At 64.5% G+C, this 22,199-nt stretch carries 24 protein-coding genes and 1 tRNA gene; 6 read left to right on the forward strand and 19 right to left on the reverse strand.

The annotated features are described in order from the left end of the window. Positions 1–88 precede the first annotated feature (88 nt). The 3 genes from ACTNFK_RS07235 to ACTNFK_RS07245 form a co-directional block, all read right to left on the reverse strand. Positions 89–1,711 (reverse strand): DHA2 family efflux MFS transporter permease subunit, encoded by a 1,623-nt coding sequence (locus tag ACTNFK_RS07235; protein ID WP_435935718.1) that lies wholly within the window; start codon positions 1,709–1,711, stop codon positions 89–91. Positions 1,712–1,831: 120 nt separating this feature from the next. Next, positions 1,832–1,916: transfer RNA gene (locus ACTNFK_RS07240), tRNA-Leu, on the reverse strand. 173 nt (positions 1,917–2,089) lie between these two features. Further along, entirely contained in the window at positions 2,090–3,895 is a 1,806-nt protein-coding gene (locus ACTNFK_RS07245; RefSeq protein ID WP_435935717.1) for a DEAD/DEAH box helicase, read from the reverse strand. A 179-nt stretch (positions 3,896–4,074) separates the two neighbouring features. Between ACTNFK_RS07245 and ACTNFK_RS07250 the strand changes: the two genes are divergently transcribed. From ACTNFK_RS07250 to ACTNFK_RS07260, 3 genes are read left to right on the forward strand one after another with little or no spacing between them, the layout of a single operon-like run. Next, positions 4,075–4,869 (forward strand): SGNH/GDSL hydrolase family protein, encoded by a 795-nt coding sequence (locus ACTNFK_RS07250; protein ID WP_433647549.1) that lies wholly within the window; start codon positions 4,075–4,077, stop codon positions 4,867–4,869. Positions 4,870–4,929: 60 nt separating this feature from the next. Further along, positions 4,930–5,262: a spore germination protein GerW family protein gene (locus ACTNFK_RS07255; protein ID WP_433647498.1), complete on the forward strand. Its 333-nt coding sequence runs from the start codon at positions 4,930–4,932 to the stop codon at positions 5,260–5,262. A gap of 44 nt (positions 5,263–5,306) precedes the next feature. Beyond that, entirely contained in the window at positions 5,307–6,479 is a 1,173-nt protein-coding gene (locus tag ACTNFK_RS07260) for a glycoside hydrolase family 3 N-terminal domain-containing protein (RefSeq protein WP_433647500.1), read from the forward strand. Positions 6,480–6,482: 3 nt separating this feature from the next. Here ACTNFK_RS07260 and gluQRS read toward each other — a convergent pair whose 3' ends face one another. Further along, on the reverse strand, positions 6,483–7,397 hold the full coding sequence (gene gluQRS / locus ACTNFK_RS07265) for a tRNA glutamyl-Q(34) synthetase GluQRS (RefSeq protein WP_433647501.1): 915 nt from the start codon (positions 7,395–7,397) through the stop codon (positions 6,483–6,485). Positions 7,398–7,456: 59 nt separating this feature from the next. On the opposite strand from gluQRS, the gene ACTNFK_RS07270 reads away from it, so the two are divergent. Next, positions 7,457–8,929: a DUF2252 domain-containing protein gene (locus tag ACTNFK_RS07270; protein ID WP_445117145.1), complete on the forward strand. Its 1,473-nt coding sequence runs from the start codon at positions 7,457–7,459 to the stop codon at positions 8,927–8,929. Here ACTNFK_RS07270 and ACTNFK_RS07275 read toward each other — a convergent pair. Continuing rightward, on the reverse strand, positions 8,926–9,756 hold the full coding sequence (locus ACTNFK_RS07275) for an SDR family oxidoreductase (protein WP_433647503.1): 831 nt from the start codon (positions 9,754–9,756) through the stop codon (positions 8,926–8,928). The genes ACTNFK_RS07270 and ACTNFK_RS07275 overlap by 4 nt on opposite strands. Positions 9,757–9,807: 51 nt before the next feature. On the opposite strand from ACTNFK_RS07275, the gene pdxY reads away from it, so the two are divergent. After that, positions 9,808–10,659: a pyridoxal kinase PdxY gene (gene pdxY / locus ACTNFK_RS07280; protein ID WP_435935715.1), complete on the forward strand. Its 852-nt coding sequence runs from the start codon at positions 9,808–9,810 to the stop codon at positions 10,657–10,659. A gap of 190 nt (positions 10,660–10,849) precedes the next feature. Here pdxY and ACTNFK_RS07285 read toward each other — a convergent pair whose 3' ends face one another. The 6 genes from ACTNFK_RS07285 to cysK all read right to left on the reverse strand — a co-directional run bounded on the left by ACTNFK_RS07285 (position 10,850) and on the right by cysK (position 14,893). Beyond that, a complete protein-coding gene (locus tag ACTNFK_RS07285) occupies positions 10,850–11,407 on the reverse strand; it encodes a DUF4395 domain-containing protein (protein ID WP_435935714.1) in 558 nt (185 codons plus the stop codon). Beyond that, a complete protein-coding gene (locus ACTNFK_RS07290; protein ID WP_435935713.1) occupies positions 11,394–11,834 on the reverse strand; it encodes a thioredoxin family protein in 441 nt (146 codons plus the stop codon). Before ACTNFK_RS07290 ends, ACTNFK_RS07285 begins: the two co-directional genes overlap by 14 nt. 140 nt (positions 11,835–11,974) lie before the next feature. After that, positions 11,975–12,529 carry a hypothetical protein gene (locus tag ACTNFK_RS07295; protein WP_433647509.1) on the reverse strand — a complete coding sequence of 185 codons (555 nt, stop codon included), beginning with the start codon at positions 12,527–12,529 and terminating at the stop codon, positions 11,975–11,977. Between the two features lie 120 nt (positions 12,530–12,649). Continuing rightward, on the reverse strand, positions 12,650–13,315 hold the full coding sequence (locus ACTNFK_RS07300) for a GGDEF domain-containing protein (protein ID WP_435935712.1): 666 nt from the start codon (positions 13,313–13,315) through the stop codon (positions 12,650–12,652). Positions 13,316–13,369: 54 nt separating this feature from the next. Further along, positions 13,370–13,882 (reverse strand): bifunctional nuclease family protein, encoded by a 513-nt coding sequence (locus tag ACTNFK_RS07305; RefSeq protein ID WP_435935980.1) that lies wholly within the window; start codon positions 13,880–13,882, stop codon positions 13,370–13,372. Between the two features lie 54 nt (positions 13,883–13,936). Then, a complete protein-coding gene (gene cysK, locus ACTNFK_RS07310; RefSeq protein ID WP_433647511.1) occupies positions 13,937–14,893 on the reverse strand; it encodes a cysteine synthase A in 957 nt (318 codons plus the stop codon). Positions 14,894–15,144: 251 nt separating this feature from the next. On the opposite strand from cysK, the gene ACTNFK_RS07315 reads away from it, so the two are divergent. Then, positions 15,145–15,654 (forward strand): hypothetical protein, encoded by a 510-nt coding sequence (locus ACTNFK_RS07315; RefSeq protein WP_435935711.1) that lies wholly within the window; start codon positions 15,145–15,147, stop codon positions 15,652–15,654. Positions 15,655–15,741: 87 nt separating this feature from the next. Here the strand turns inward: ACTNFK_RS07315 and ACTNFK_RS07320 are convergent, their stop codons facing one another. From ACTNFK_RS07320 to ACTNFK_RS07355, 8 genes are all read right to left on the reverse strand, one after another. Continuing rightward, positions 15,742–16,539, reverse strand: a complete 798-nt coding sequence (locus ACTNFK_RS07320; RefSeq protein ID WP_435935710.1) for a M15 family metallopeptidase — start codon at positions 16,537–16,539, stop codon at positions 15,742–15,744. Continuing rightward, positions 16,536–17,513, reverse strand: a complete 978-nt coding sequence (locus ACTNFK_RS07325; RefSeq protein ID WP_435935709.1) for a hypothetical protein — start codon at positions 17,511–17,513, stop codon at positions 16,536–16,538. Before ACTNFK_RS07325 ends, ACTNFK_RS07320 begins: the two co-directional genes overlap by 4 nt. A 99-nt stretch (positions 17,514–17,612) precedes the next feature. Beyond that, positions 17,613–17,873 (reverse strand): Txe/YoeB family addiction module toxin, encoded by a 261-nt coding sequence (locus tag ACTNFK_RS07330; RefSeq protein WP_435935708.1) that lies wholly within the window; start codon positions 17,871–17,873, stop codon positions 17,613–17,615. Continuing rightward, positions 17,870–18,121 (reverse strand): type II toxin-antitoxin system Phd/YefM family antitoxin, encoded by a 252-nt coding sequence (locus tag ACTNFK_RS07335; protein WP_433647516.1) that lies wholly within the window; start codon positions 18,119–18,121, stop codon positions 17,870–17,872. Before ACTNFK_RS07335 ends, ACTNFK_RS07330 begins: the two co-directional genes overlap by 4 nt. 61 nt (positions 18,122–18,182) lie before the next feature. Next, on the reverse strand, positions 18,183–19,205 hold the full coding sequence (locus tag ACTNFK_RS07340; protein ID WP_435935707.1) for an LLM class flavin-dependent oxidoreductase: 1,023 nt from the start codon (positions 19,203–19,205) through the stop codon (positions 18,183–18,185). Positions 19,206–19,288: 83 nt separating this feature from the next. Beyond that, entirely contained in the window at positions 19,289–20,494 is a 1,206-nt protein-coding gene (locus ACTNFK_RS07345; RefSeq protein WP_435935706.1) for a DUF2130 domain-containing protein, read from the reverse strand. Between the two features lie 4 nt (positions 20,495–20,498). Continuing rightward, complete coding sequence (locus ACTNFK_RS07350; protein WP_435935705.1) at positions 20,499–21,722, reverse strand: Fic family protein; 1,224 nt, start codon at positions 21,720–21,722, stop codon at positions 20,499–20,501. 134 nt (positions 21,723–21,856) lie between these two features. Further along, positions 21,857–22,141 (reverse strand): hypothetical protein, encoded by a 285-nt coding sequence (locus tag ACTNFK_RS07355; RefSeq protein ID WP_445117146.1) that lies wholly within the window; start codon positions 22,139–22,141, stop codon positions 21,857–21,859. Positions 22,142–22,199: the final 58 nt, after the last annotated feature.

Raw genomic sequence — 22,199 nt, forward strand, 5'->3', positions numbered from 1 at the left:
GCCAAACAACCGCCGTTTCGGCAAGTCAGCGAGACGAGGATCGGAGCGAACCGCTACGGTCCTTAAGGCCTCCGCTGTCGAGAATCACCTAGCTTGTGGCGTATTCCTCGTCACGTCGTGAATGCAGCCTGAATGTCGCCACAAACCCCACGAGGAGAAACCCAGCCGCTGCGACCGCGGAAAGGCGGGTGCCGTCGGTGAAGGCGGTCGCCGCGGCGTTGCCCACCTCGGGGTCCTCCTTGATCAGCTGCGGAATGGCCGCGCCAGCACTCACCACCACCGCGTCCACAACCTCCGTGCGCGCTTCGGCGCTCATCGAGGGCAGATCATTCTGAAGCTGAGCATCCAGCACCGCACCGGTTGATGTAAAGAGAATCGTGCCGAGCAGGGCGATACCGAGCGCCGATCCGACCTGGCGTGCGGTGCTCTGGGTGCCGGAGCCCTGGCCGCTACGATCAACCGGCACATCTTGCAGAATGACTCCGGTGAGTTGCGCCGTGGCAAACCCGACACCGATGCCGTAGATGAAGAGGAACGGGGTGACCGCGAGCCAACTGGCATCGGGCGACATCGCCCAGGCTAGACCCAGCACACCGATGACCTCAGCGCCGAGACCGATGCGCACCATCGTGATCGGTGTCGCCTTCTTTGAAATGCCGACAGACATCCCGCTCGCAACGAACGATCCCAGGGCCAGCGCAAGCAGCACGAATCCGGTCTGCAGGGCGTCGTACCCCACGACATTTTGCAGCCACAGCGGTAGGGCCAGGATGATGCCGAACTCGCCGAGGGACACGATGAGCGCGGCCACATTTCCGTTGCGGAAGGAACGGATCGAGAAGAGCTGCAGAGAAAGCAATGTCGGCTTGCCAAGAGCCTCCCGGTGACGCGCGCGCAGAATGAACACTGTCGTCGCGACCACGAACAGCGCAAGCGATATCGGCACCGGAGAAAGCTGCAGGTTCCAAGTCCAGTTCCCCAGGGTGAAGGGGTCGGTTGCATCGCTCAGCCACCATCCCAGGGTTCGTCCCTCAATGAGCCCAAAGACCAGGCTGGCGCTCGCAACGACGGAGAGCACGGCCCCGCCGATATCAATCCGCTGCGAGATAGCAGCGCGCGGCGCATCGACCACGGTCAGCACGATGCCGATCACGATCAAGATTCCGAGCGGAATGTTGATGCCAAATGCCCAACGCCAGCTAAATGCGGTAGTGAGCCAGCCGCCCAGCAGCGGCCCGACCGCGACCATGCCGCCAATGGTCGAACCCCAGACCGCGAAGGCGAGCCCCCGCGCCCGACCGGTGAAGCCCGTGTTGATGAGTGACAGGGTCGTGGGGAGCACCATCGCCCCGCCTACCCCCTGCAGCACCCGGGAGGCAATGAGCAGGTCACCCGTGGGCGCCAGGGCGGCAAACACCGAGGAGCCGGCGAAGATAACGACACCGAGCACCAGGAGCCGTTTCTGCCCATAGCGGTCGGCCAGCGCTCCGAACATCAGGAGCAATGCAGCGAAGACGAGCGTGTAGCTTTCTTGCACCCATTGCACCTGCGTGGAGGTGATGCCAAGGTCTCCCACAATCGAGGGGATCGCCACGTTCACAATCGTCGAATCAACGATAATAAGTGCGACAGAGAGGCTGATGCTGATCAGCGCGAGCCATTGTTTGCGAGTGAACGTCGGGGTCTTTTGCCCCACGTGTGCGGTTGCCATACGGGAATAGTACCCCCGTTAGAATTAAAAGCTTGGCTAACTATCTACGCAGGTGAAAGAACTCAGATCTCATGCGGAAAGCAGAAAAGGCTGATCTCTCGATCAGCCTTTTCCTGTTCGTGCGCGGAGGGGGACTTGAACCCCCACGCCCTAATACGGGCACTAGCACCTCAAGCTAGCGCGTCTGCCATTCCGCCACCCGCGCGAACACGCTGCCGAACTTCTCCGGCGAACAGAGAATAACCTAGCACGGATCCGAACCACAGACGAATCGAGCGACTCCGCTCAGCGAGTCACGCCGCAACGCTTACTCGGTTCGGATGCGTGGTCGGCAGAACCCACGACCGGTGGTGAAAGCTGAGAGCTCCCCCGTGAGCATTATCCGCTCAGTCGTCGACGCAGCAGGTCGATCCGTTGCTGCATCTGCGTCACGCTCGCCTGTGCGACAGCTGGCCCCCCGCACACCCGACGCAGCTCGGAGTGAATCTGCCCGTGTGGCTCCCCCGACACCTTCGCGTACATGCCGACCAGGCTGTTGAGTAGCTTGCGCTGCTCGCCAAGGGTGCGGTGCAGCGCGCCCGGTGCCTCTGCGCGTTCGGGCGCATGCTCGAGGATCCCTTGCTTCGTGGCGCTGCGCTTAGCCTGCTTGGCCTGTCGCTGCTGCAGCAGCGTGCGCACCTCCTGGGGCTCAAGAATGCCGGGGAATCCCAGGAAGTCGAGCTCCTCCTCGCTGTCGACCTCCGCATATCCGCCGAACTCGGCACCGTCAAAGAGCGCCCGATCGAAGTGGGCATCCGAGCCGAGCGCCTGGTACACGAACTCGCCGGTCAGCTCCTCCGACGCGCGATCCTCACTCTCTGCCTCAGCCATGAGCGCCGCCTCGGCATCCCACATCTCTTCGGCGCTCTTCGGACCCTCGAGCACGTGCCCGCGCTCCTTCTCGAGTTCGGCCGCGAGCTGCATCAGCGTCGGGACGTTCGGGATGAATATCGACGCCACCTCGCCGCGGCGTCGACTGCGCACGAAGCGGCCGATCGCCTGCGCGAAGAAGAGCGGCGTCGATGAGCTGGTCGCATAGACCCCAACAGCGAGCCGCGGCACATCGACCCCCTCCGAGACCATGCGCACCGCCACCATCCAGCGATCATCCCCCGCAGAGAACTGGTCGATCCGCTCACTCGCCCCCGAGTCATCTGAGAGGATCAGGGCGACCTCCTGGCCGGTGATCTGCTGCAGAATCGATGCGTATGCCCGGGCTGAGGCGTGGTCGGTAGCGATCACGAGCCCACCAGCATCTGGGATGTGGTGACGTACCTCGGTGAGGCGCCGGTCTGCAGCCCGCAAGACCTTCGCGATCCACTCGCCCGCGGGATCGAGCGCGGTGCGCCAGGCCTGCGAAGTGATGTCTTTGGTGTTGCCCTCGCCCAGCCGCGCCTGCATCTCCTCCCCGGCGGAGGTCTGCCAGCGCATCTCCCCCGCATAGACCATGAAGATCACCGGCCGCACAACGCCGTCAGCCAGGGCCCTGCCGTAGCCGTAGTCGTAGTCTGTGCGGGAGATGCGAGATCCGTCGCCCTGTGGTGAATATTCCACAAATGGAATGGTGGCGTCGTCGGAGCGGAACGGGGTGCCAGTCAGCGAGAGCCGCCGCCGCGCCGTGCCGTAGGCATCTCGAATCGCCTCGCCCCAGCTCAGCGCGTCGCCACCGTGGTGCACCTCGTCGAGAATGATCAGGGTGTCCTCACGCTCGGCGAGCAGTCGGTGCTGCACCGGCTTCATGGCGACCTGCGCATACGTCACGGCGACCCCGTGATAGTGCCCGCCGTAGCCGAGGCCGTCGCCGTTCGCGTAGTTCGGATTTATCCGTATCCCTGCGCGGGCGGCGGCATCGGCCCATTGTGACTTCAGGTGCTCGGTGGGCGCGACGACGATGACCTGGGTGATCGTGCGGTTCGCGCGCAGGATCGCCGCCAGACGCAACGCGAAGGTCGTCTTGCCTGCGCCCGGCGTAGCGGAGGCGAGAAAGTCCCGCGGTTGCATCTCGAGGTAACGATTGATCGCCTCTTCTTGCCACGCACGCAGTGAACCCGCGGTGCCGCGTGCGGCTCGTTCGGGGTAGGCGGGCGGCAGATGTTCAGCTGCACTGGTGCCCGGGAGGTGCAAAGCATCGCTCGAATCGGTCACAACGCCCTAGAATAGCGGTGCCATATCTGCACGCGACACAGACTCAGGGGGCAGCACGGGTGTCTGAAGCTCTTTCGAACGAGAACGTACAGACCACGGCCCACGGAGAAACCGCGGAGCACGTCGGTCACCCCGAGCGAGGCAAGCGGGGTGCACCGAATGAAACCGCGCAGCCGGAGCTGTTGGATTTGCCCTGGTCGCGCTTCGTAGCGATCGGCGATTCCTTCACCGAGGGTGTCGGCGACCCCGAGGCCGACAGCCCGGGGGGTCTACGCGGTTGGGCCGACCGGTTCGCTGAGGTGCTGGGCAGCTACAGCGAGGACTTTGCCTATGCAAACCTCGCGGTGCGCGGGAAGCTCATCCGTCAGATCACCGACGAACAGCTGAGCCCGGCCCTCGACCTGCGCCCAGATCTTGTAAGTGTCTGCGCGGGTGGCAACGATGTGATTCGCCCGGGTTCGGACCCGGACGCCGTCGCTAAGCAACTTGAGTTTGTGCTGCGCAAGCTGCGCGAAACCGGCGCCACGGTGCTGGTGTTCACGGGCGTTGACGTGGCCTTTCAGCCAGTGTTTCGTTCGATTCGTGGCAAGGTCGCGATCTACAACGAGAATGTGCGCAAAGTCGCACAGCGCCACGACTGCATCGTCGTCGACCAGTGGGCGATCGAAGAGTTGCAAGACACCCGATACTGGGCAGACGATCGCTTGCACCTTAATGCGTTGGGGCACCACACGATCGCTCGGGCTGCGCTTGCCGCGCTGAACGTTCCGAACGACCTGCAGCCGCTCGAGCCCCCGCCGCTGCCGCCGCGCAACTGGCGTCGAGCCAGAACCGAAGATGTCGTGTGGGCACGGCAACACCTGGTGCCCTGGGTGATTCGTCGCTTGCGGCAGCAATCGTCTGGCGACCATGTTGTAGCGAAGCGACCCGCTGCCTCCAGCGTGTCCGTGCGCAGGCACGCCGAGCCTGAGTAGGGGCTTGCCGATCCAGTATTCAGTCTCCGCTCAGAGGCACAACTGGCGTACGCTATGAATATGCCGAACCTTACACAGCAGATCGCAGAGACCGTTACTTCCGTTGGCGTGCATGCCGCATATGGCGCGCCAGTCGAGCTCGATGGCACGACCATCGTTCCGGTGGCAATGGTCAGTTACGGTTTTGGAGCTGGCGAGGGAGACGCGGGCAACTCCGGCGAGGGTGCAGGAGGTGGCGGTGGCGGCAGCGCCATGCCGGTAGGCGCGTACGTCACCCGCGACGGGTACACCCGATTCGAGCCCAACACCATCGCGTTGATCGCAGTAGCCATCCCCTTCGTATGCGTCGCCGGGCGCGCACTCGCTCGGGTGATCCGCGCGCTCAAGAAGTAGCGTCGCGAGCGCTGGTTTTTGGGCGCACACATCGCTGGCATCATATGAGTCTCGCTCGAATCATCACGTGCGCATCTACGGTGATGTTGCTCGCGCTCACCGGGTGCGCCCCTGAATCAGTGGTGACCCGAGCTCCCATCGAGGAAGCAACTCCGGCACCCACGGTCACACCCGCCTCGCCGACTCCCGACGAGGCGCGACGCGAGCGTGCCACCGAGATCGTCGGCGGCTGGTCAACCGAGCAGCGCGCGGCCAGCGTCGTCATGGCAACAGTGTCCACCACCGATCCGGCCGTCGCCGGTGCTTTCGTGCAGCAACTCGGCCTCGGCGGATTCATCGTCATGCCCCCGAATGTCTCGGGCGACCCGACGCAGCTCGCGGCGCTGACCGCGGCCCTCACTGCTGACCCGGCGTTGCCCCCGCTCGTCGCCATCGACCAAGAGGGCGGCACGGTTTCTCGCCTGCCCTGGGATCCGGCTCCAGGCGCAGACACGCTCAAGAGTGTGGATCCGGCCGAAACGGCAGCGGCGTTCGCCAGCCGGGCGGTGACACTTGGCGAGGTCGGGGTCACCGTCAACTTCGGCATCGTCGCCGATGTCGCCCCCGACCCGTGGAGTTTCATCTATTCCCGGCAGTTGGGTGTCGGTTTCGACGATGCGGCGGCTCGGGTCACCGCCGCGGTGACCGGCGAGCAGGGCGAGATGCTCGACATCGCCTCCACGCTGAAACATTTCCCCGGGCACGGCGCAGCTCCGGGCGACTCACACTCGGGAGTGCCGACGACGGATCTGCCGCTCGAGGCCTGGCGATCCACCCACGCGATGCCATTTGCTGCGGGAATCGACGCGGGTGCGCGACTGCTCATGTTCGGTCACCTGGCATACATCGCTGTCGATCCCGCCCCCGCTTCGCTCTCCCCCACCTGGCACCAGATCGCCCGTGACGAACTCGACTTCACCGGCGTCATCGTGTCTGACGACCTCGGCATGCTGCTCGATTCCGGTGTGCCCGAATACGCCGATCTCACCGCGGTCACCATTGCGGCCCTCAACGCCGGCACCGATCTGGCCCTGCTCGTGCGCGGCTCGGACACCGCGACGGTGTCGGCGGTTATTGCTGGCATGGTCACAGCCGTCGACTCGGGTACCCTGCCCGCCGAGCGCCTGCGTGAGGCGGCGATCCGCGTCACCGATCTGCGGCTTGAGCTTGCCGGCTGAGCCTCAGTCGCCTCGGTAGACCCAGGGCTCCCGCGAGAGCAGCGCGAGATCGAACCGCGCGAGGAGCTCGCGCATCGTGACGGGCTCGCCCTCTGCAGCGAGCCCGAGCGAGACAGCGAGCATTTCACGCACCCGATCGACGCCGATGCCCGCCTGGTCTAAGTCGCGCAGCGTCACCGCCCCGTCGCGCTTCGCCAGCCTGGCCCCCGCAGCGCCAAGCACCAGCGGCACGTGCACATACTCTGGAGTAGGCAGGCCGAGCAGCCGCTGCAACAAGATCTGTCGGGGGGTCGAGCTCGCGAGGTCGTCACCCCGCACCACCTGATCCACCCCCATCGCCGCATCGTCGACGACCACAGCGAGGTTGTAGGCAACCGCGCCGTCTCCCCGACGAAGCACGAAGTCGTCGACGATCCCCGTCACCGTGCCGAGGAACAGATCCACGAAGCTCGTCTCGCGCGCACCTTCGGGTGCACGCAGCCGGATGGCGGGTAGTCGGGGCGCGATTTCGATCCGAGCAGCGGCCCGCTCGTCATCACTGCGGTCACGGCAGGTGCCCGGGTACGCACCGGGCGGGGCGTGCGGCGCCGAGGGTGCCTCCAGGATCTCGCGGCGGGTACACGTGCACTCGTAGACCAGGCCCGCGTCCAGCAGCTGCGCGATCGCCGCATTGTGCGCGGGTGCCCGATCACTCTGAATCACCGGCTCGCCGTCCCAGTCGAGACCGAGGGCCCGAAGATCAGCAAGTTGGCGGATCGCCGCACCCGCGTCGCGGGCGCGGTCGAGATCCTCGATCCGCATCAGGAAGGCACGATTGCTGGACCGCGCACACAGCCAGGCGAGCATCGCCGTGCGGAGATTGCCGAGGTGGAGGTCGCCGGACGGACTCGGTGCGTACCGGCCGGCTCCGTGTTCCATGGAGACATCCTTCCACAGTGACAGAATGAACCATGCCCACCAGAGCTCAGAATGCGGCCATGCCGTTCGAAACGTCGGCAACGAACCCCATCGACCGCGCCGTCGACAGCCCACACTTTGTTCCTGCAGTGCCGAACGAGAGGTGGCATCCGCTCGATTCGGTCGCCGAGCGCCTCGAGGCGGGTCGTCGGCTGCGTAGCCGTGTGCCGCGCCGTTCGGTCGCGCAGATGACGGCGGGTCGGCGCGATCCACTGGCGATTCTTGACGAACAGAACGCGACCCGCGTGCCCGAGCTGGTGCCGCTGCGTGCCGAGCGCATGGCGGCGAGCCCGTTCGCCTTCTATCGGGGTACGGCGGCAATCATGGCTGCGGATCTCGCGGCCGACGTTCACAGTGGTATCGTGATGCCCGCGGGCGGCGACGCGCACGTGGCGAACTTCGGCTTCTACGCCTCGCCGCAGCAAACGCTCGTGTTTGACCTGAACGATTTCGACGAGGCGGCGTGGGCGCCGTGGGACTGGGATCTCAAGCGACTCATCACCAGCGTGATCATTGCGGGGCAGGCGACCGGCCGCAGCGAGGAGGCGACCAGTGCGGCCGCGCTCGGTGCGGTGCGAGCGTACTCGGTGACGTTGCGAGCAAGCACGCGGCTCAGCCCGAGGGCACGCTACTACCAGCATTTCGACGCGGCGGCTGGTCTCGAGTCGTTGGAGCCGGAGTCGGCGCGTGCACTTCGCAGGGCCATCAGGCAAGCGAAAAGGCGCACCGGCGAGCGTGCGGCGAAAAAGCTCACCACGGTCGACCCCAGCGGTCGGCTGCGCTTCGTGGAACACCCGCCCACGATGGTCAGGTCTGACCCCGAGATGCAGCAGCGCGTGCACCATCACTTTCGGCGCTATCTCGAGAGCGCCAACACCGATATCCGACTCCTCATGCGCAACTACGCCGTCTCGGATTTCGCTCGGCGCGTCGTGGGTGTCGGGAGCGTCGGCACGCGTTGCGCCCTGCTGCTCCTGCAGGATGGCGATCAGCACCCCCTGATCCTGCAGTCGAAAGAGGCGAATCGTAGCGTGCTCGAGCAGTACGGCAAGATCCCGCAGCCCCGGGTGCTGCGGGAGACTGTCACCGAGCACGGTCAAGGCGGGCGCGTGGTGGCCATGCAGCGGATCCTGCAGTCCGTCTCCGACCCGTTCCTAGGGTACCTTCGCGGCGAGGGGGTCGACGTATACGTGCGCCAGTTCCACGACATGAAGGGCGGGATCGACGCGGAGACGCTCGAGGATGAGCCGTTCCTGACCTATGCGCAGGCGTGCGCGGTGACGCTGGCCCGCGCACACAGCCAGTCGCCGTTCTCGGTGATCGCGAGCGGCTACGTGGGCGGTGGGCGGGCGCTCGGCGAGGCGCTCCTCGAGTGGGGGCACGCCTATGCGGCGCTCTCCCACGCCGACTACGAGAAGTTCGTTGCGGTGGCGGGAGCGGCTCCCACAGCCGCCGCATCCACCGCCACGACCGCGCCTATGCACACCCCCTAGCCGAGGAAGATGTCGGGAAACAGCTCGCTGTCTGGCGTACCCGGTACGGCGGCGTAACGGGCGAAGTCGGTGACCCCGGCGGCCTCCAGCACGTCCTCGACGATCAGCGTCTGCCCGGTACGCTCGCTCGCGGGTGCTGTGAGTACCGCGTACGCCGCGTCGGCGTAGATCTCGGGCGTGCGCGAGGCGGCCATCACCCGGTCGCCACCCAGCAGGTTCTGAACCGCGGCGGTCGCGATCGTAGTGCGCGGCCACAGCGTGTTCGCGGCGATGCCGTCACCCGCGAACTCTGCCGCGAGGCCGAGCGTCGCGAGCGTCATCCCGTACTTCGCGAGCGTGTAGCCGGTGTGTGCTCCGAGCCACTTGGGGTTCATATTCACTGGCGGCGAGAGTGAGAGAATGTGCGGGTTTTCCGCATCGCGAAGCGCCGGGATCGCCGCCCGCGACAGCATAAACGTGCCCCGCGTGTTGACGTCTTGCATGAGGTCGTACTTCTTCGGCGCAAGATCGAGCGTGCGCGAGAGGTCGATCACGCTCGCGTTGTTGAGCACGATGTCGATGCCTCCAAACACCCTCACCGCCTGCGCGGCGGCTCCGGCCACGTCTTCATCGCTGCGCACGTCACCCAAGATGGGCAGTGCGTTGCCGCCAGCCGCCCGAATCGCATCGGCGGCCGTGTGGATCGTGCCCTCGAGCTTGCGGTGCGGCGTATCGGTCTTTGCGAGCATGGCAATGTTCGCGCCATCGGCGGCTGCGCGCAGCGCGATCGCGAGGCCAATGCCCCGGCTACCGCCCGACATGAGCAGGGTTTTTCCTTTGAGACTCACTGAGGTCCCCTTTCGACATTTCGATTCTGTCAGTCGTGGCAGAATCGTTCTATGCGTATTCTCTCGATTCAGAGCTCAGTTTCCTACGGTCACGTCGGCAATTCGGCCGCCGTGTTTCCGCTGCAGCGCATGGGCCACGAGGTGATGCCGGTCTATACCGTCGTGTTCTCGAATCACACGGGCTACGGATCCTGGGGTGGGCCGCTGCTCACCGGCGACAACGTGCGCGACATTGTGCGCGGCATCGACGATCGCGGCGGACTGAACGACGTGCAACTCGTGCTCTCGGGGTATCAGGGCGGCAACGACATCGGCGACGCGATTCTCGACGCGGTCGCGCTCGTGAAGCAGCGCAATCCCGAAGCCATCTATGCGTGCGACCCGGTGCTGGGCAGCGCCACATCCGGCTGCTTCGTCGCGCCCGAGGTGCAGTCACTCATTCGCGATCGCGTGGTGCCGCAGGCTGACCTCATCACCCCGAATCAGTTCGAGCTCGGGTTCATCACGGGCACCGATCCACTCACGCTCGAAGACACGCTGGCCTCCGTGGATCAGGCTCGCGCCCGCGGCCCCCAGACCGTGCTGGTGACGAGCGTCATGCGCCCCGACCGGCCCGAGGGCACGATCGAGATGCTGGCCGTCAACGGCGAGGGCGCGTGGATCGTGCAGACCCCGCACCTGCCGTTCAAGGCGAACGGTTCGGGCGACGTGACGACGGCGCTGTTCGCGACGCTGCTGCGCGAGTCTGGCGACTTGGCGGGCTCGCTGGCGCGTACCGCCGCGAGCGTGTTCGAACTGCTCGAGAACACCATCAACTCTGGCGAGCGCGAGCTGCAGCTGATCGAGTCGCAGGAGGCGTATGTGCGCCCGAAGCACACCTTCAAGGTGCGCCGGGTTCGCTAGCGGATCACGCGCGTTCGCCCATGCCGCGCGCCAGGGCCCTGCCGCGCGCGTTCGCCCATGCCGCGCGCCCCGTAGGGTAGGGCGCTAGTGGTTGCTTCAACTCCGTGAAGCAACCACTAGCGCCCTACCCAGAACCGGCGAAAGCGATCCACGCACCGGCGGCATGGCCTCACACACCGGCGAGGCCGACCTACGCGCTCGCGGGCCGCTTCGAGCGGATCACGCCCGCGCGGGTGAGCAGTAGGTACAGCTCGCAGCCGAGGCAGAAGCCCACGGTCGCGTTCAACGCGGCGGCGAGGAACGCAGCGGCACCGGCGATCACAAGCGCCCAGGGCACGCCCGCCAGGTGCAGCACCAGCCCCACGCCGACGACGAAGAGGCCAACGCCCTGCGCGAAACGCGGCGGCCTGGGGTCTTCCCACTCGGACGGCGCGGCAAGCCTTGACTGCACCACACCGCGGAACAGCGCCTGAATGGGCTGAGTACCAGGCGACACGAGCGACCAGGTGAAGAGCACCGCGACGATGGCAAGCACGAGGAATCCCGGGTCGAGGGCCCGCTGCGCCAGCGAGGCAGCACCCAGCGAACCCCCAGTTGAGACACCGATGAGCGCGAGAAACACGCCAATAAGCAGCAGCACCGACGTGTTGGCCGCACCGAAGCGAGGCGCGCGCGCGTCGATGGATCCCTGCGGCCTGGTTCCCTGACCGGTGGCGGCGGCCTGTGCTTCGTGACTATCGTGCGACACTGAGGCCTCCGGTGATTGAGTCGAGTTCGTGTGAAAGTGACTGCCGGCTGATCGCACCGCTCAGTCGCGTGCGGGGGCGGCCCGCCTCGTCGAGCACCAGCACAGTCGGAGTCTGCAGCAGCTTGAACTCGCTCGCGAGCTCGGGTCGGTGGGTGACGTCGACGTGAACGAAGGCCACCCCCGGCTGATCCTCAACGAGGCCCGAGATGGTTCGCTGCACGCCCGGGCACCTCGAGCACATCTCAGTGCTGAACTGCACGATGGTCGCGCGCGCGCCGAGGCGATCGAGGCCGAGAGAGGCAACGTCAACTCGCGCCTCCCCCGAAACGGTCCGGGCCCGTTCGGCATTGCGTTTCAGAAACACGCCGAGCCCTCCAGCCAACAACACCAGCGCGCCGAGCACGGTCAGTGCGAGAGTGACATCCATGCGTTCAAGGCTAGGGGCCAGAGGCGATCCGCCCAAGCGAACGCGTCACAATTGGCAATAATTACCATAACTTCACAGCATATGTTGAAGATCGCTCGGATCTTCAACCCGGTCATCCGGTCGGCTGTTGCCGCATGGTGTTATCTGCGAACGAGTACGTAACTGCTGCCGTCAAGGTTGTTAATCCAGACCATGGTGTTTTCGTCCATGAGCATGACGTCAAAACCAGGATGGGGCGCGGGCGGGCTGATTCTGTTGTCTGTGATCGTGATGAGCGTCGGTTGCTCTGCTTTGTCGGTGATGCCAGGAATGTCTTGGCAGTAGATCATCTCGTTCTCAGAGGGAAAAATGTACCTGATGTCACCAGATACCGGCTTCATTCCGCCACCGTCGTTGACATGAGTGTGTTGCCACGCCCCCACAATGCCGGGAACGAGGCTATCGGGTTGCCGACCCGGCATTTCTCCCGACCAAGTAGCTGGACCAACATCCCACCCGCAACTCGCCTCCTGCGAGACTGCGTTTGGCTCAGTTTCTACCGGGGCAGCCGTGGCGGATTCCGGTGCCGAGGTCGGAGTGGTGCCGGTACTACTCTCAGGAGTTTCAACGAGTGCAGGTTCGCTGGCGCAGCCAAACAGTAGGCCCGAAACGATCACAGGAATGACTAGCACGAGGTGCTTCCGCTTGATCAACATGGGCGTCTCCCCCGCTTCACGTCGGCTAATAACGAGCTTTCACCGATTCGTATGCCGACGATAACACGGAAGGAATTGTCATAATAGGGCAATCTCCGGTAGCACTCGGAACTCGATGCTTCAGTCCGAGACGACCTGGTTCTTTCCCGCGCGTTTCGCCGCGTAGAGCCGCGTGTCTGCGAGGCTGACCAAGTCGGTGTGCGATCCACCTGTCGCGCTTGCGACCCCCGCGCTGATGGTGAGGCGAATTCCGTCGTTGAAGGTGTGCGCTTCAATGGCGGCGCGGATGCGCTCGCTAATATCGGCGGCCTGCGACACCTCCGTATCGGGAAAGATGACCAAGAATTCTTCGCCGCCGTATCGACCGGCAAGATCCCTTGAGCGGACACCCTCCGTGAGTAACCCGGCAATCGTGGTGAGTACCTGGTCACCGGCGAGGTGACCGTGAGTGTCGTTGACGACCTTGAAGTTGTCGATGTCGAACATCGAAACCGCAACTGGCACTGGCTTCTCGTCGGCATCGGCGAGCAAGCTGGTGAGCCTCTCCATCAGCGTGCGGTGATTCGCGATGCCAGTGAGACCGTCGGTGCTTGCCCGGTGCTCAAGTCGTTCGTTTTGGTCAGCGAGATCCCGTTCGTGCTGCTCCAAGAGTTTTACGTTGTGCAGCTCAAGCTCACGTATGCGCTCGATCAATTGCTCTCTGGTGTGATGAGCGAAGTCCATGCGGCGGTTCCATTTCCCCTGGTAAACCTCACTAATTTCCCACTCACCCCATAGACGACTCATCGGAGTGTCGGGAGCCTGCCAGTATTTCGTGGAGTTTAGGGGTCGAAATCAGCGCTATTCGCCAAAGTCCTCGGGGTTCACCGTGTCGAGAAATGAGCGGAACTCCTCCAGCCGCTCCTCTTCGTCACCCTCCCCCGGCTCGCCAGACTCATCAGGCCGAGAGGTGACGGTGTCTTCTATTCCAGCTTCTTCCAGCACCGCGTCAGCGACGTGCATGGGGGCTACGGTGCGCGAGGCGAGGGCGATGGCATCAGAAGGTCGCGCGTCGACAACGTGCTCACCATCGGCACCTTCGAGGTACACCACCGCATAGAACGTGCCGTTGTCAATACTCGTGATCTCGACGCGGTCGACCCGGGATCCGAGTGCGTCGATCACCGAACGCAGCAGGTCGTGCGCGAGTGGACGGGGCATGTGCACGCCCTCAACCGCCACGAGGATCGAGGTGGCCTCCTGTTCACCGATCCAGATGGGCAAGATCTTGCCTTCGCCCGGCTCCGCGTCCTTCGGTTTCAGCAGGATCACCCGCTGTCCGCTTGAATCGATCGCTACGCCGATGACGTGCACTTCACTCAAGAGCATCTCCCCTCGCTGGCGATGGCAGGTTCGGTATGACCCAGACTACGCCTCTCGGACGTGGGCGAACAGGTCGGTGCTGAGGTACCGCTCACCGGTGTCGCAGAGCATCGTGACGATCGTCTTGCCAGCGTTCTCGGGTCGCTCGGCCAGTTCCTTGGCGGCCGCTAGGTTCGCACCGCCCGAGATGCCCACGAGCAGCCCTTCGCGCGCAAGTGCCGCCCTGGCGGTTTCGATGGCGAGATCCTGCGGAATGCTGAGGATCTCATTTGCGAGCTCAATCTCGAGCACCGGAGGGAACCCGTTGCCGCCGATGATGCCCTGGATCTTGTGTGGATGAAACTCCCCGCCCGTGAGCACGGGCGCCTCTGCGGGCTGCACCGCGACGAGTTGCACATCCGGATTCTGCGAACGCAGGTAGCGTCCCACGCCCGTCAGGGTGCCGCCGGTGCCGACGGTCGAGACGAACATGTCGATCTTTCCCTCGGTGGCATTCCAAATCTCGGGGCCGGTGGTGCGCTCGTGCACGGCCGGGTTGGCATCGTTGCCGCCCTGCCCAGACAGGAAGGCACCCGGGGTGCGTTCCAGGATCCGGCCGGCCTCCTGGTTCGCACCTGCCATTGCCTCGGGTCCGGGGGTAAGCACCAACTCGGCGCCGAGCGCGCGCAGCAGGGTGCGGCGTTCCTGCGAGACGTCATCGGGCATCACAATGATGACCTTGTAGCCTTTGACCGCGCCGATCCAGGCGAGAGCGATGCCGGTGTTCCCGCTCGTCGCCTCGAGGACCGTGCCACCGGGCTTGAGACGCCCGTCGGACTCAGCCGCCTCAACGATCGAGAGTGCCGTACGATCCTTGATGCTGCCGCCCGGGTTGAACGCTTCAAACTTGCCCAGCACCCGTGCGCCGCCCGGGGCGACGAGACGGTTGATTTGCACAAGCGGTGTCGCGCCGACGAGCTCGGTCACGTCCTTCGCGATCTGCGGCTTCGACACTGTGCTCATGTGGTTCGCTGTCTCCTTCGGGGTCGCGAGTCGCCGCCCAGACAGCGACATACACACTATGTTCTCAAACTTCAGCACGCCCCCGCCACGAACCGCGTAACGCGGGGTCATGCGCGGAACGCGGTTTCCTCAATCCGGCGGGAGTCCGAGCGCACAGAATCCGCGAACCGGCAGGCCGCACCACAAACGAGCACATCGAGATCTACCTGTCGGGTGCGTTCCGCGCCAACCGCAGCCGATATTCTTTGCGAGTGACTGACACCCCCACCCGCAGCAACAAAATCGAACGCGCTCTGCTCTCTGAAGGCGCGATCTATGGCCTCGTTCTCGTCGCGGGCATGATCGTGGTGAGTCGAAACCTCGCGGGCAGTTCCTGGGATGCGCTGAACACCGTGCTTGCTACGGTGGTCGTGTTCTATGCCGCGCACGTCTTCGCAGATACGCTGACCGGCCTCACAGCCTCCGACGGCCACAAGCGCACGTTCAGAGAGTCGTTTCGCCACGCGATCCGCCGCTCCGTCGGCATGCTGGGTGTCGCTGTGGTGCCGGTGGTCGTGCTCGCGCTCGGGGTGACGGATGTGCTCGATGACGCAGATGCCGTGTGGCTGGCTCTGTACGTCGATGTCGCGTTGCTGGGTGCCGTCGGGTGGTGGATCACCGCCACCCGCTCCCCGAGTTTCTGGGTGAGAGCGGGCGGCGCACTCCTCACCGGCGCGTTCGGCGGGATTCTGATCCTGCTGAAGGCCCTGATCCACCACTGAGCACGAACGGCGCGTGCGACGAACCGCGAGACACTCGCCGAACACCGCGACCAGTCGGTCTGATCGGCTGCCTCCTGCCCCCGCGGCTCAGCCGCAGGATTCGAGTGCAAAGTCGAGGCGTTCGGCACCTTCGGGCACCGGGTACGAGAAATGCCACCATTCTTGCGGATACGGCGCGAAGCCAGCGTCGATCATCGCCTCGCGCAGCACCGTGCGGTGCTGGAACTGTTGGGGTGTGACACCGTCGAACTCGTAGTGCGAGCGCTCGTCGAAGAGATCGAACGCGCCGCCCATGTCCAGTGGATCGCCACTCGCCAGGGAGACGAGCGTCAGATCAACGGTGCCTCCGAGCGAGTGTCCAGATTGCTCGGCGATGTAGCCGAGTGCGAAGAGTTGCGCCTTTTCGAGGCTCGGGTAGTACACCTCGCGCGTGCGATCATCATCAGTTTGCGACCAGGCAACGAAATCGGCGACCGCTCGGGTGGGGCGGAAGGCATCGAAAACCAGGAGGCCGAGACCTTTCTCGGCGAGCGATGCCTGCACGTCGGAGAGCGCCTCGGCCGCGTCGGCGCGCAGCACCGCGGTGCCCGCGCGTTCGTACCCGTCGACGGCCTCGCCGGTGAAGTTATCGGTGGTCGCGTACTTGAGGTCGACACTAATCGACCTGTCGACGGTGTTGAGATACGCGAAGCCGTCGGGCAGCACTGGGCAGCTGGCAGGATCGACGGTCGCGGGTGTCGGGGCGACCCCTGCGGAGCTCGCGATATCGGGCGACGTTGCCGCGCAGCCCGTGACGGCAAACGCTCCGGCAAGCAGGAGGGCGGTGAGAGAGGCGGACGCGGGAGAAATGAGGCGGATTCGGCGCATATTCTCACGGTAGGTCATGGTGTGTCGCTCTCTACCGAGGCACCCCGAGGTTCCCTCCGCCGGAAGACCGCGTTGCCGGCCGCAGATGCCTTCCCTTTCACCGCGCCCCCGAAGGCCGACAGGCCGCCACCCGCTGCCTTCAACGCCCTCATGGCGCGCGAGGGTTCAACCACGATCTTCTCTGGCTTGCGAAATTCGCGCAGAGACTCGGGAAACTCGAGTGGCGTTTCCGGAAACGCGACATGCGCGGCTTTCACCACGTCGCGCCCGAACGTGAGGCTACCGAGTCCGCCGATGACGGCGCCTACCCCGAAGGGCACCGCCTTCCCGAGCATTCCGGCCCCAAACCGAGCGCTCTCTTGGAGCGCCTGGCGCACGAGCACCGTGGTGAGCGGCGCGAGCGCCGAGTCGGGAAGCTGCTTCGTCACGACGGTTCCCCACCCTCCCGGGATTACCTTGCCAAGTGTGCCTTCGGCCACGCTGCGCGCCTGATCCACACTGCCGGCCCCCGCGGCCTGCGCAACGAGCTTCGCAACCTTACTCTGAGACTTTTGCCCGAGCAGCATGCCGAAGATGAGGGGGCGGGCCCGATCCGCATCGCGCACCTCAATGCCGTGCAGTTCGCTGGCTGCGAGCACATAGAGCGCGCTGGTTTCGGCAAAGAACACGAGGTCGGCGGCTCCCAGCCCGAGCGCGAGCGGAATACCGACTGCGGGGATCGCCGCGGAGGCCCCCACCCCGGTACTCGTCGCGGTCACGGTTGTCACGTACCGCTTCTCGAGTTCTCTGAGGATCTGTGCGGGAGTTGCGTGGGGCTTCTCCCGGCGCAGCGACTTCAGCAGCTCGAGCACCACCGGTCGCTGTACCGAGATCGCCTGGAAGAGCCTGACCTGCATCCACTCGGAGCGGGAGAGATTGCCCGCGGGTTCCGTCACGACTTCGAGCGGCCTGTGACCCGCAGGTGTGGGAGGGTTCGCACCGGTGTTGGTCATGTGAACTCCGATCAGAGGCCGCAGGTACGGGATCCCATGCGCGTGCGGTGCAACTGACACTATCGAAGGCTGTATTCCCCGGCGCTCCTTCGGGTTCCGTTAGTAGTGGTCGCGTGCCTGCAAGATGACGATGTGGGTATCGGTCACGAGGTAGACGAGACGGTTCGCATCATCGATGCGCCGCGACCATGCACCAGCAAGGATGTGCTTCAATGGCTCGGGTTTCCCGATACCGATGAAGGGATCGCGAATCAGATCGGCGATGAGTGCATTGACTCGTCGAAGTGTCTTCCGATCCTGCGATTGCCAGTACGTGTAGTCATCCCACCCATGCCGGTCGAAGGCGAGTTGTCGGGTCACGCTTCGAGCAACTCGTGGGTTTCAAATTCACCCCGCCGCGCGCGCTCAAGAGCCGCGAGCAGTCGCTCGGCACCCTTCGCGTTGCGCAACAGATAAGCGGTCTCTGTCATCGCATCGTAGTCATCTTTCGAAAGAATCACGGCATTACCGTGTTTCGACACGACCTCAACCGGGGCATGATCGTCATTCACTTGCTGGATCAGGCCGAACAGGTTTCGCCGAGCCTCTGTCGCAGTTATTGCGGTCATCGCGACTCCAATCATTAGTGGTACCACAAAGCGTACCACTACAGGGCGCTCAGAAACGCGTCTACCGCCACCCGAGCCCCGGAGCCACCTCCGTCAGAATCGCCTCGAGCACGTGCGAGTTATAGTCGACCCCAAGCTGGTTCGGCACGGTCAGCAGCACGGTGTCGGCGGCAGCAATCGCCTCGTCACCGCGCAACTGCTCGATCAGCGCGTCCGGCTCATCAGCATACGAGCGCCCGAACACCGAGCGTGTTCCACCGATCACCCCGAACTGATCATCGCGGTCACCCCCGCCGAGGAAGTACTTGCGATCCATGTCGTTGGTGATCGCAAAGATGGATCGCGACACCGACACCCGCGGCTCAAAGCCATGGTCGTGCTTCGCCCACTCCTCACGGAACGCCTCGATCTGCTTCCGCTGCTGCACGTGGAAGGGCTCACCCGACTCATCGTCTTTCAGCGTCGACGACATGAGGTGCATGCCCTGCTGCGCGGCCCAGCGAGCCGTCGCGTCGGAACCGGCGCCCCACCAGATGCGCTGGCGCAGACCCTCCGAGTACGGTTCGATGCGCAAGAGACCGAGCGGGTTGGGGAACATCGGCCGCGGGTTCGGCTCCGCGAACTGCGCACCAGAGAGCACCTGCAGTGCCACCTCGGTGTGCCGGCGGCCCATGTCGGCGTCAGTCTCCCCCTCGGCGGGTGCGAACCCGAAGTACCGCCACCCGTCAATGACCTGCTCGGGTGATCCACGCGAGATACCGAGTTGCAACCGGCCGCCCGAAATGAGGTCTGCAGCACCGGCCTGCTCGGCGAAGGCGAGCGGGTTCTCGTAGCGCATGTCGATCACGCCTGTGCCGATCTCGATGCGCGAGGTGCGCGCGCCGACCGCCGCGAGCAGCGGAAACGGCGTGCCCAGCTGCCTCGCGAAGTGATGCACCCGAAAGTACGCGCCGTCGGCCCCGAGTTCCTCGGCCGCAACCGCCAGGTCGATGCTCTGCAGCAGCACGTCAGACGCGGTTTGCGCCGCCGACGTGGGGTGCGGGGTCCAGTGCCCAAATGACAGGAAGCCAATGTATTTGCTCACGCACCCCTCAACCACAGACAGTGGATCCGCATTCCCTGAGCAATTACGCGCCGTCGGCCTGTGTCTCCCCGCGTCGCACCCTGCTACTCCCCCGCCAGCTCCCCGTCCGCATCCCGCAGCTCGGCGAACTTCGCCACCATCGTCGGATTCCCCCGCGTCAGCTTCTTGATCGTCAGATCCTGCGCCTTGTTGTTGGCAAGCCGCAGGTTGTTCTCCGAGCCGAGCAGCGACTCCTTCACCTTGTTCAGCCGCGCGATCGCCTTGTCGATCTCCTCGATCGCGGTGTTGAACTGTCGCGATGCCAGGTCGTAGTTGCGCGCGAAGCCGGTCTTGAACGTGTCGAGGTGATTCTCGAAGTTCGTCACGTCGATGTTCTGCGCCTTTACGAGCGCAAGCTCAGACTTGAAGGCAAGCGAGCTCATCGCGGCGTTGCGCAACAGCGTGATGATCGGAATGAAGAACTGGGGACGCACCACGTACATCTTGGGGTAGCGGTGCGAGACATCGACGATGCCCCCGTTGTAGAGCTCGCTCTCGGGTTCGAGCAGTGAGACGAGCACCGCGTATTCGCAGCCCTTCTCGGTGCGATCGCGATCCAGCTCTTTGAGAAAATCTTCGTTCTTGCGCTTGGTCGCCGTCTCGTCGTTCTCGTTCTTCATTTCGAACATGATCGACACGATCTCGGTGCCGGCAGCATCGCTATCGCGGAAGATGAAGTCGCCCTTGCTGCCGCTGCGCGCGTCGTTGTCTTTCTCGAAGTAGGCGGTCGGAAACGCCATCGCACGCACCCGGTTGAACTCGGTCTCGCAGTGTTGCTCGAGGGTTTCGCCGACCATCTTGGTCGAGAGCCGCGCCTTCATGTCGCGCAGCCGTTCGATCTCGTCGTTGCGGTCTTTCAACTGAATCTCGTAGCGCTCCTTGAGCGACTTTTCGGCGAGTTCCTTCTCCAGGGTTGCGCGCTCGAGGTCGTTGCGCAGGGCGTCGCGCTGCTTCTCGACGGCAGCGAGCGACTCGGTGAGCTCAAGCTTCTTTTCGATGCCGTACGCGTCGAGCTGGGCCTGGAGGGCCTGGATCTCGGCTTCCTTCGCGGCGGCGCTCGCGTGCAGACTCTGCGCGAGCTTGGCCTCGGCGAGCTCGACGGCGGTGCGCTTCTCCTGCTCGGCAAACTCGAGGCGTTCGCGCATGAGCCGCTCGAACTCGGTGTCGCGCACCTGCTTGGCGATGTCGGCGTAGCCGGCCTCGTCGATCTTGAACGCCTTCTGGCAGTGCGGGCACTTGATTTCATGCATGGGTCTAGCTCCCTTCGTTTCGTCGCCTGGCCCGCTCGCCGAAGCGGTCAAGCGCGGTGAGGACCTCGGGTGCGTGCCAGATTCGGTTGCGCCTGCCCGAGTTGGTCTGGTGCAGCGCGCCACCATCAACGAGCCGGTTAATGGCGGATTGGGCGGCGACTTCGGAGACGCCGAGTTCAGTGGCCACAATTCTCGCGGTGACCACGGGTTGTCGCAGCAGTAGCTCAGGCAGCTTGGCCCCCGCTGAACCGCGTCGCGAGGGAATCTCCGACTCCCAACGCTCGGCGACGTCACGAAGCTCGGAGACGAGTGCGCGGCCGTTCTGCACTGCAGCGAATACCGCGTGTGAGACGACCGTGACGATCGCGCCCGGGTACCCGGCACGATATTCGGTGAGCGCGTCAAAGTAGCGGCTCGTCTCGCGCAACAGGCCAGCCGAGACAGGCACCGTCACGTTGCGCGTCAGCCCTCCGTGACGCAGCATGCTGTGCAACAAGGCACGGCCGGTGCGACCGTTGCCGTCGGGGAACGGGTGGATCGTCTCGAACTGGGCGTGGGCGATCGCGCTGTGTGCGAGCAGCGGAATGTCGGTCCGACTGGCGAACCCCACGAGGTCGGCCATGAGCGCGGGCACACGTTCGTGGTGCGGCGGCACGAACGACGCAGCATGTGGCGAGAGGTGGCCTCCGCCGATCCACACCTGCTGATCTCGAAAGCGGCCGACGAATGTGGGTTGGCTCTCACCGAGCAGCGTCTCGTGCATGGCAATGATCGAGCTCTCACTGAGGTCATCTGAGAGTTCCAGCGCGGCGCGCATTGCCCGCACGTTTGCCACGACGAGACGTGCATTGCCCGAGCCGGAGGCACCAATCTCGGCAAGGGCAACCTGCTTGGCGCTCGAGGTGAGGTGCTCAACCTCGGAGCTCGAGGCAGATTCGGTGCGCAGCAGAATTGAAGCAAAGGGCGCAGCGACTATGCCCGCCTCGGTGTCAAACCGTGTCAGTTCTCGACTGGCATCGTCGGCCAGCGCCTGCACGTCGGGGGCGAGCACAGCTCGTGCGTCACGAATGAAGGGAGGCACGGCGGCCTGGTAGTCGCCGCGTGCCTGGCGCAGCGCACGACGCGATGCGACTTCGTCTCCGCTGCGCTCCCAAGGGCGCGGCTCAGTCTCGATTGCCGGCCACGAGCCATCTGTATTCGCGTCTCCGGTTCGCTTATCCTGAACCATAATCCCACCTTACCAAAGGTTAATTGAATAAACCTTGGCAAGGCGCGTACGTCTTCGACCATGATCGAGCGAAACCACGCTCGACGGCACCGGGCTGACACAATCGCGGGCGCTCAGAGCGTGGCCGGCCACAGTCACACTGGGATCGCGCCAACAAACACAAGGGCGAAGAGAATGATCGCCGCAGCAAGCAACGCGGTAATGATGCTCAGCACCAAGCCTGTGACCGCGATCCCCTTCGCCTGTTCTTTCCGAAGGGCGAGCACGCCCAGAATGATCCCGACCACCCCGGCCACCAACGCAGCAACCAGGACACCCCCACCGGCCATGGTGAAGAAGAACACGAGGGTCAGCACGACCGCCACTGCGCCAGCAACTAGCGTTAGGGTGGACAAGAGTTTTGAGGTGGGTGTCTGCACGATTCTCCAAATTTAGCTTTAGTCCAAACTTTAGGTTAACCGCAATCACGAGCGTCGC

This window comes from Leucobacter fengyongliangi (assembly GCF_052386045.1).

Excerpts from the sequence above, each read along its gene's own strand:
- ACTNFK_RS07235 (WP_435935718.1), bottom strand. The coding sequence starts at position 1,711 with ATGGCAACCGCACACGTGGGGCAAAAGACCCCGACGTTCACTCGCAAA.
- ACTNFK_RS07255 (WP_433647498.1), top strand. The coding sequence starts at position 4,930 with ATGCCGAACCTTACACAGCAGATCGCAGAGACCGTTACTTCCGTTGGC.
- ACTNFK_RS07260 (WP_433647500.1), top strand. The coding sequence starts at position 5,307 with ATGAGTCTCGCTCGAATCATCACGTGCGCATCTACGGTGATGTTGCTC.
- gluQRS (WP_433647501.1), bottom strand. The coding sequence starts at position 7,397 with ATGGAACACGGAGCCGGCCGGTACGCACCGAGTCCGTCCGGCGACCTC.
- ACTNFK_RS07270 (WP_445117145.1), top strand. The coding sequence starts at position 7,457 with ATGCCGTTCGAAACGTCGGCAACGAACCCCATCGACCGCGCCGTCGAC.
- pdxY (WP_435935715.1), top strand. The coding sequence starts at position 9,808 with ATGCGTATTCTCTCGATTCAGAGCTCAGTTTCCTACGGTCACGTCGGC.
- ACTNFK_RS07290 (WP_435935713.1), bottom strand. The coding sequence starts at position 11,834 with ATGGATGTCACTCTCGCACTGACCGTGCTCGGCGCGCTGGTGTTGTTG.
- ACTNFK_RS07295 (WP_433647509.1), bottom strand. The coding sequence starts at position 12,529 with ATGTTGATCAAGCGGAAGCACCTCGTGCTAGTCATTCCTGTGATCGTT.
- ACTNFK_RS07300 (WP_435935712.1), bottom strand. The coding sequence starts at position 13,315 with ATGAGTCGTCTATGGGGTGAGTGGGAAATTAGTGAGGTTTACCAGGGG.
- cysK (WP_433647511.1), bottom strand. The coding sequence starts at position 14,893 with ATGAGCACAGTGTCGAAGCCGCAGATCGCGAAGGACGTGACCGAGCTC.
- ACTNFK_RS07320 (WP_435935710.1), bottom strand. The coding sequence starts at position 16,539 with ATGACCTACCGTGAGAATATGCGCCGAATCCGCCTCATTTCTCCCGCG.
- ACTNFK_RS07325 (WP_435935709.1), bottom strand. The coding sequence starts at position 17,513 with ATGACCAACACCGGTGCGAACCCTCCCACACCTGCGGGTCACAGGCCG.
- ACTNFK_RS07335 (WP_433647516.1), bottom strand. The coding sequence starts at position 18,121 with ATGACCGCAATAACTGCGACAGAGGCTCGGCGAAACCTGTTCGGCCTG.
- ACTNFK_RS07345 (WP_435935706.1), bottom strand. The coding sequence starts at position 20,494 with ATGCATGAAATCAAGTGCCCGCACTGCCAGAAGGCGTTCAAGATCGAC.
- ACTNFK_RS07350 (WP_435935705.1), bottom strand. The coding sequence starts at position 21,722 with ATGGTTCAGGATAAGCGAACCGGAGACGCGAATACAGATGGCTCGTGG.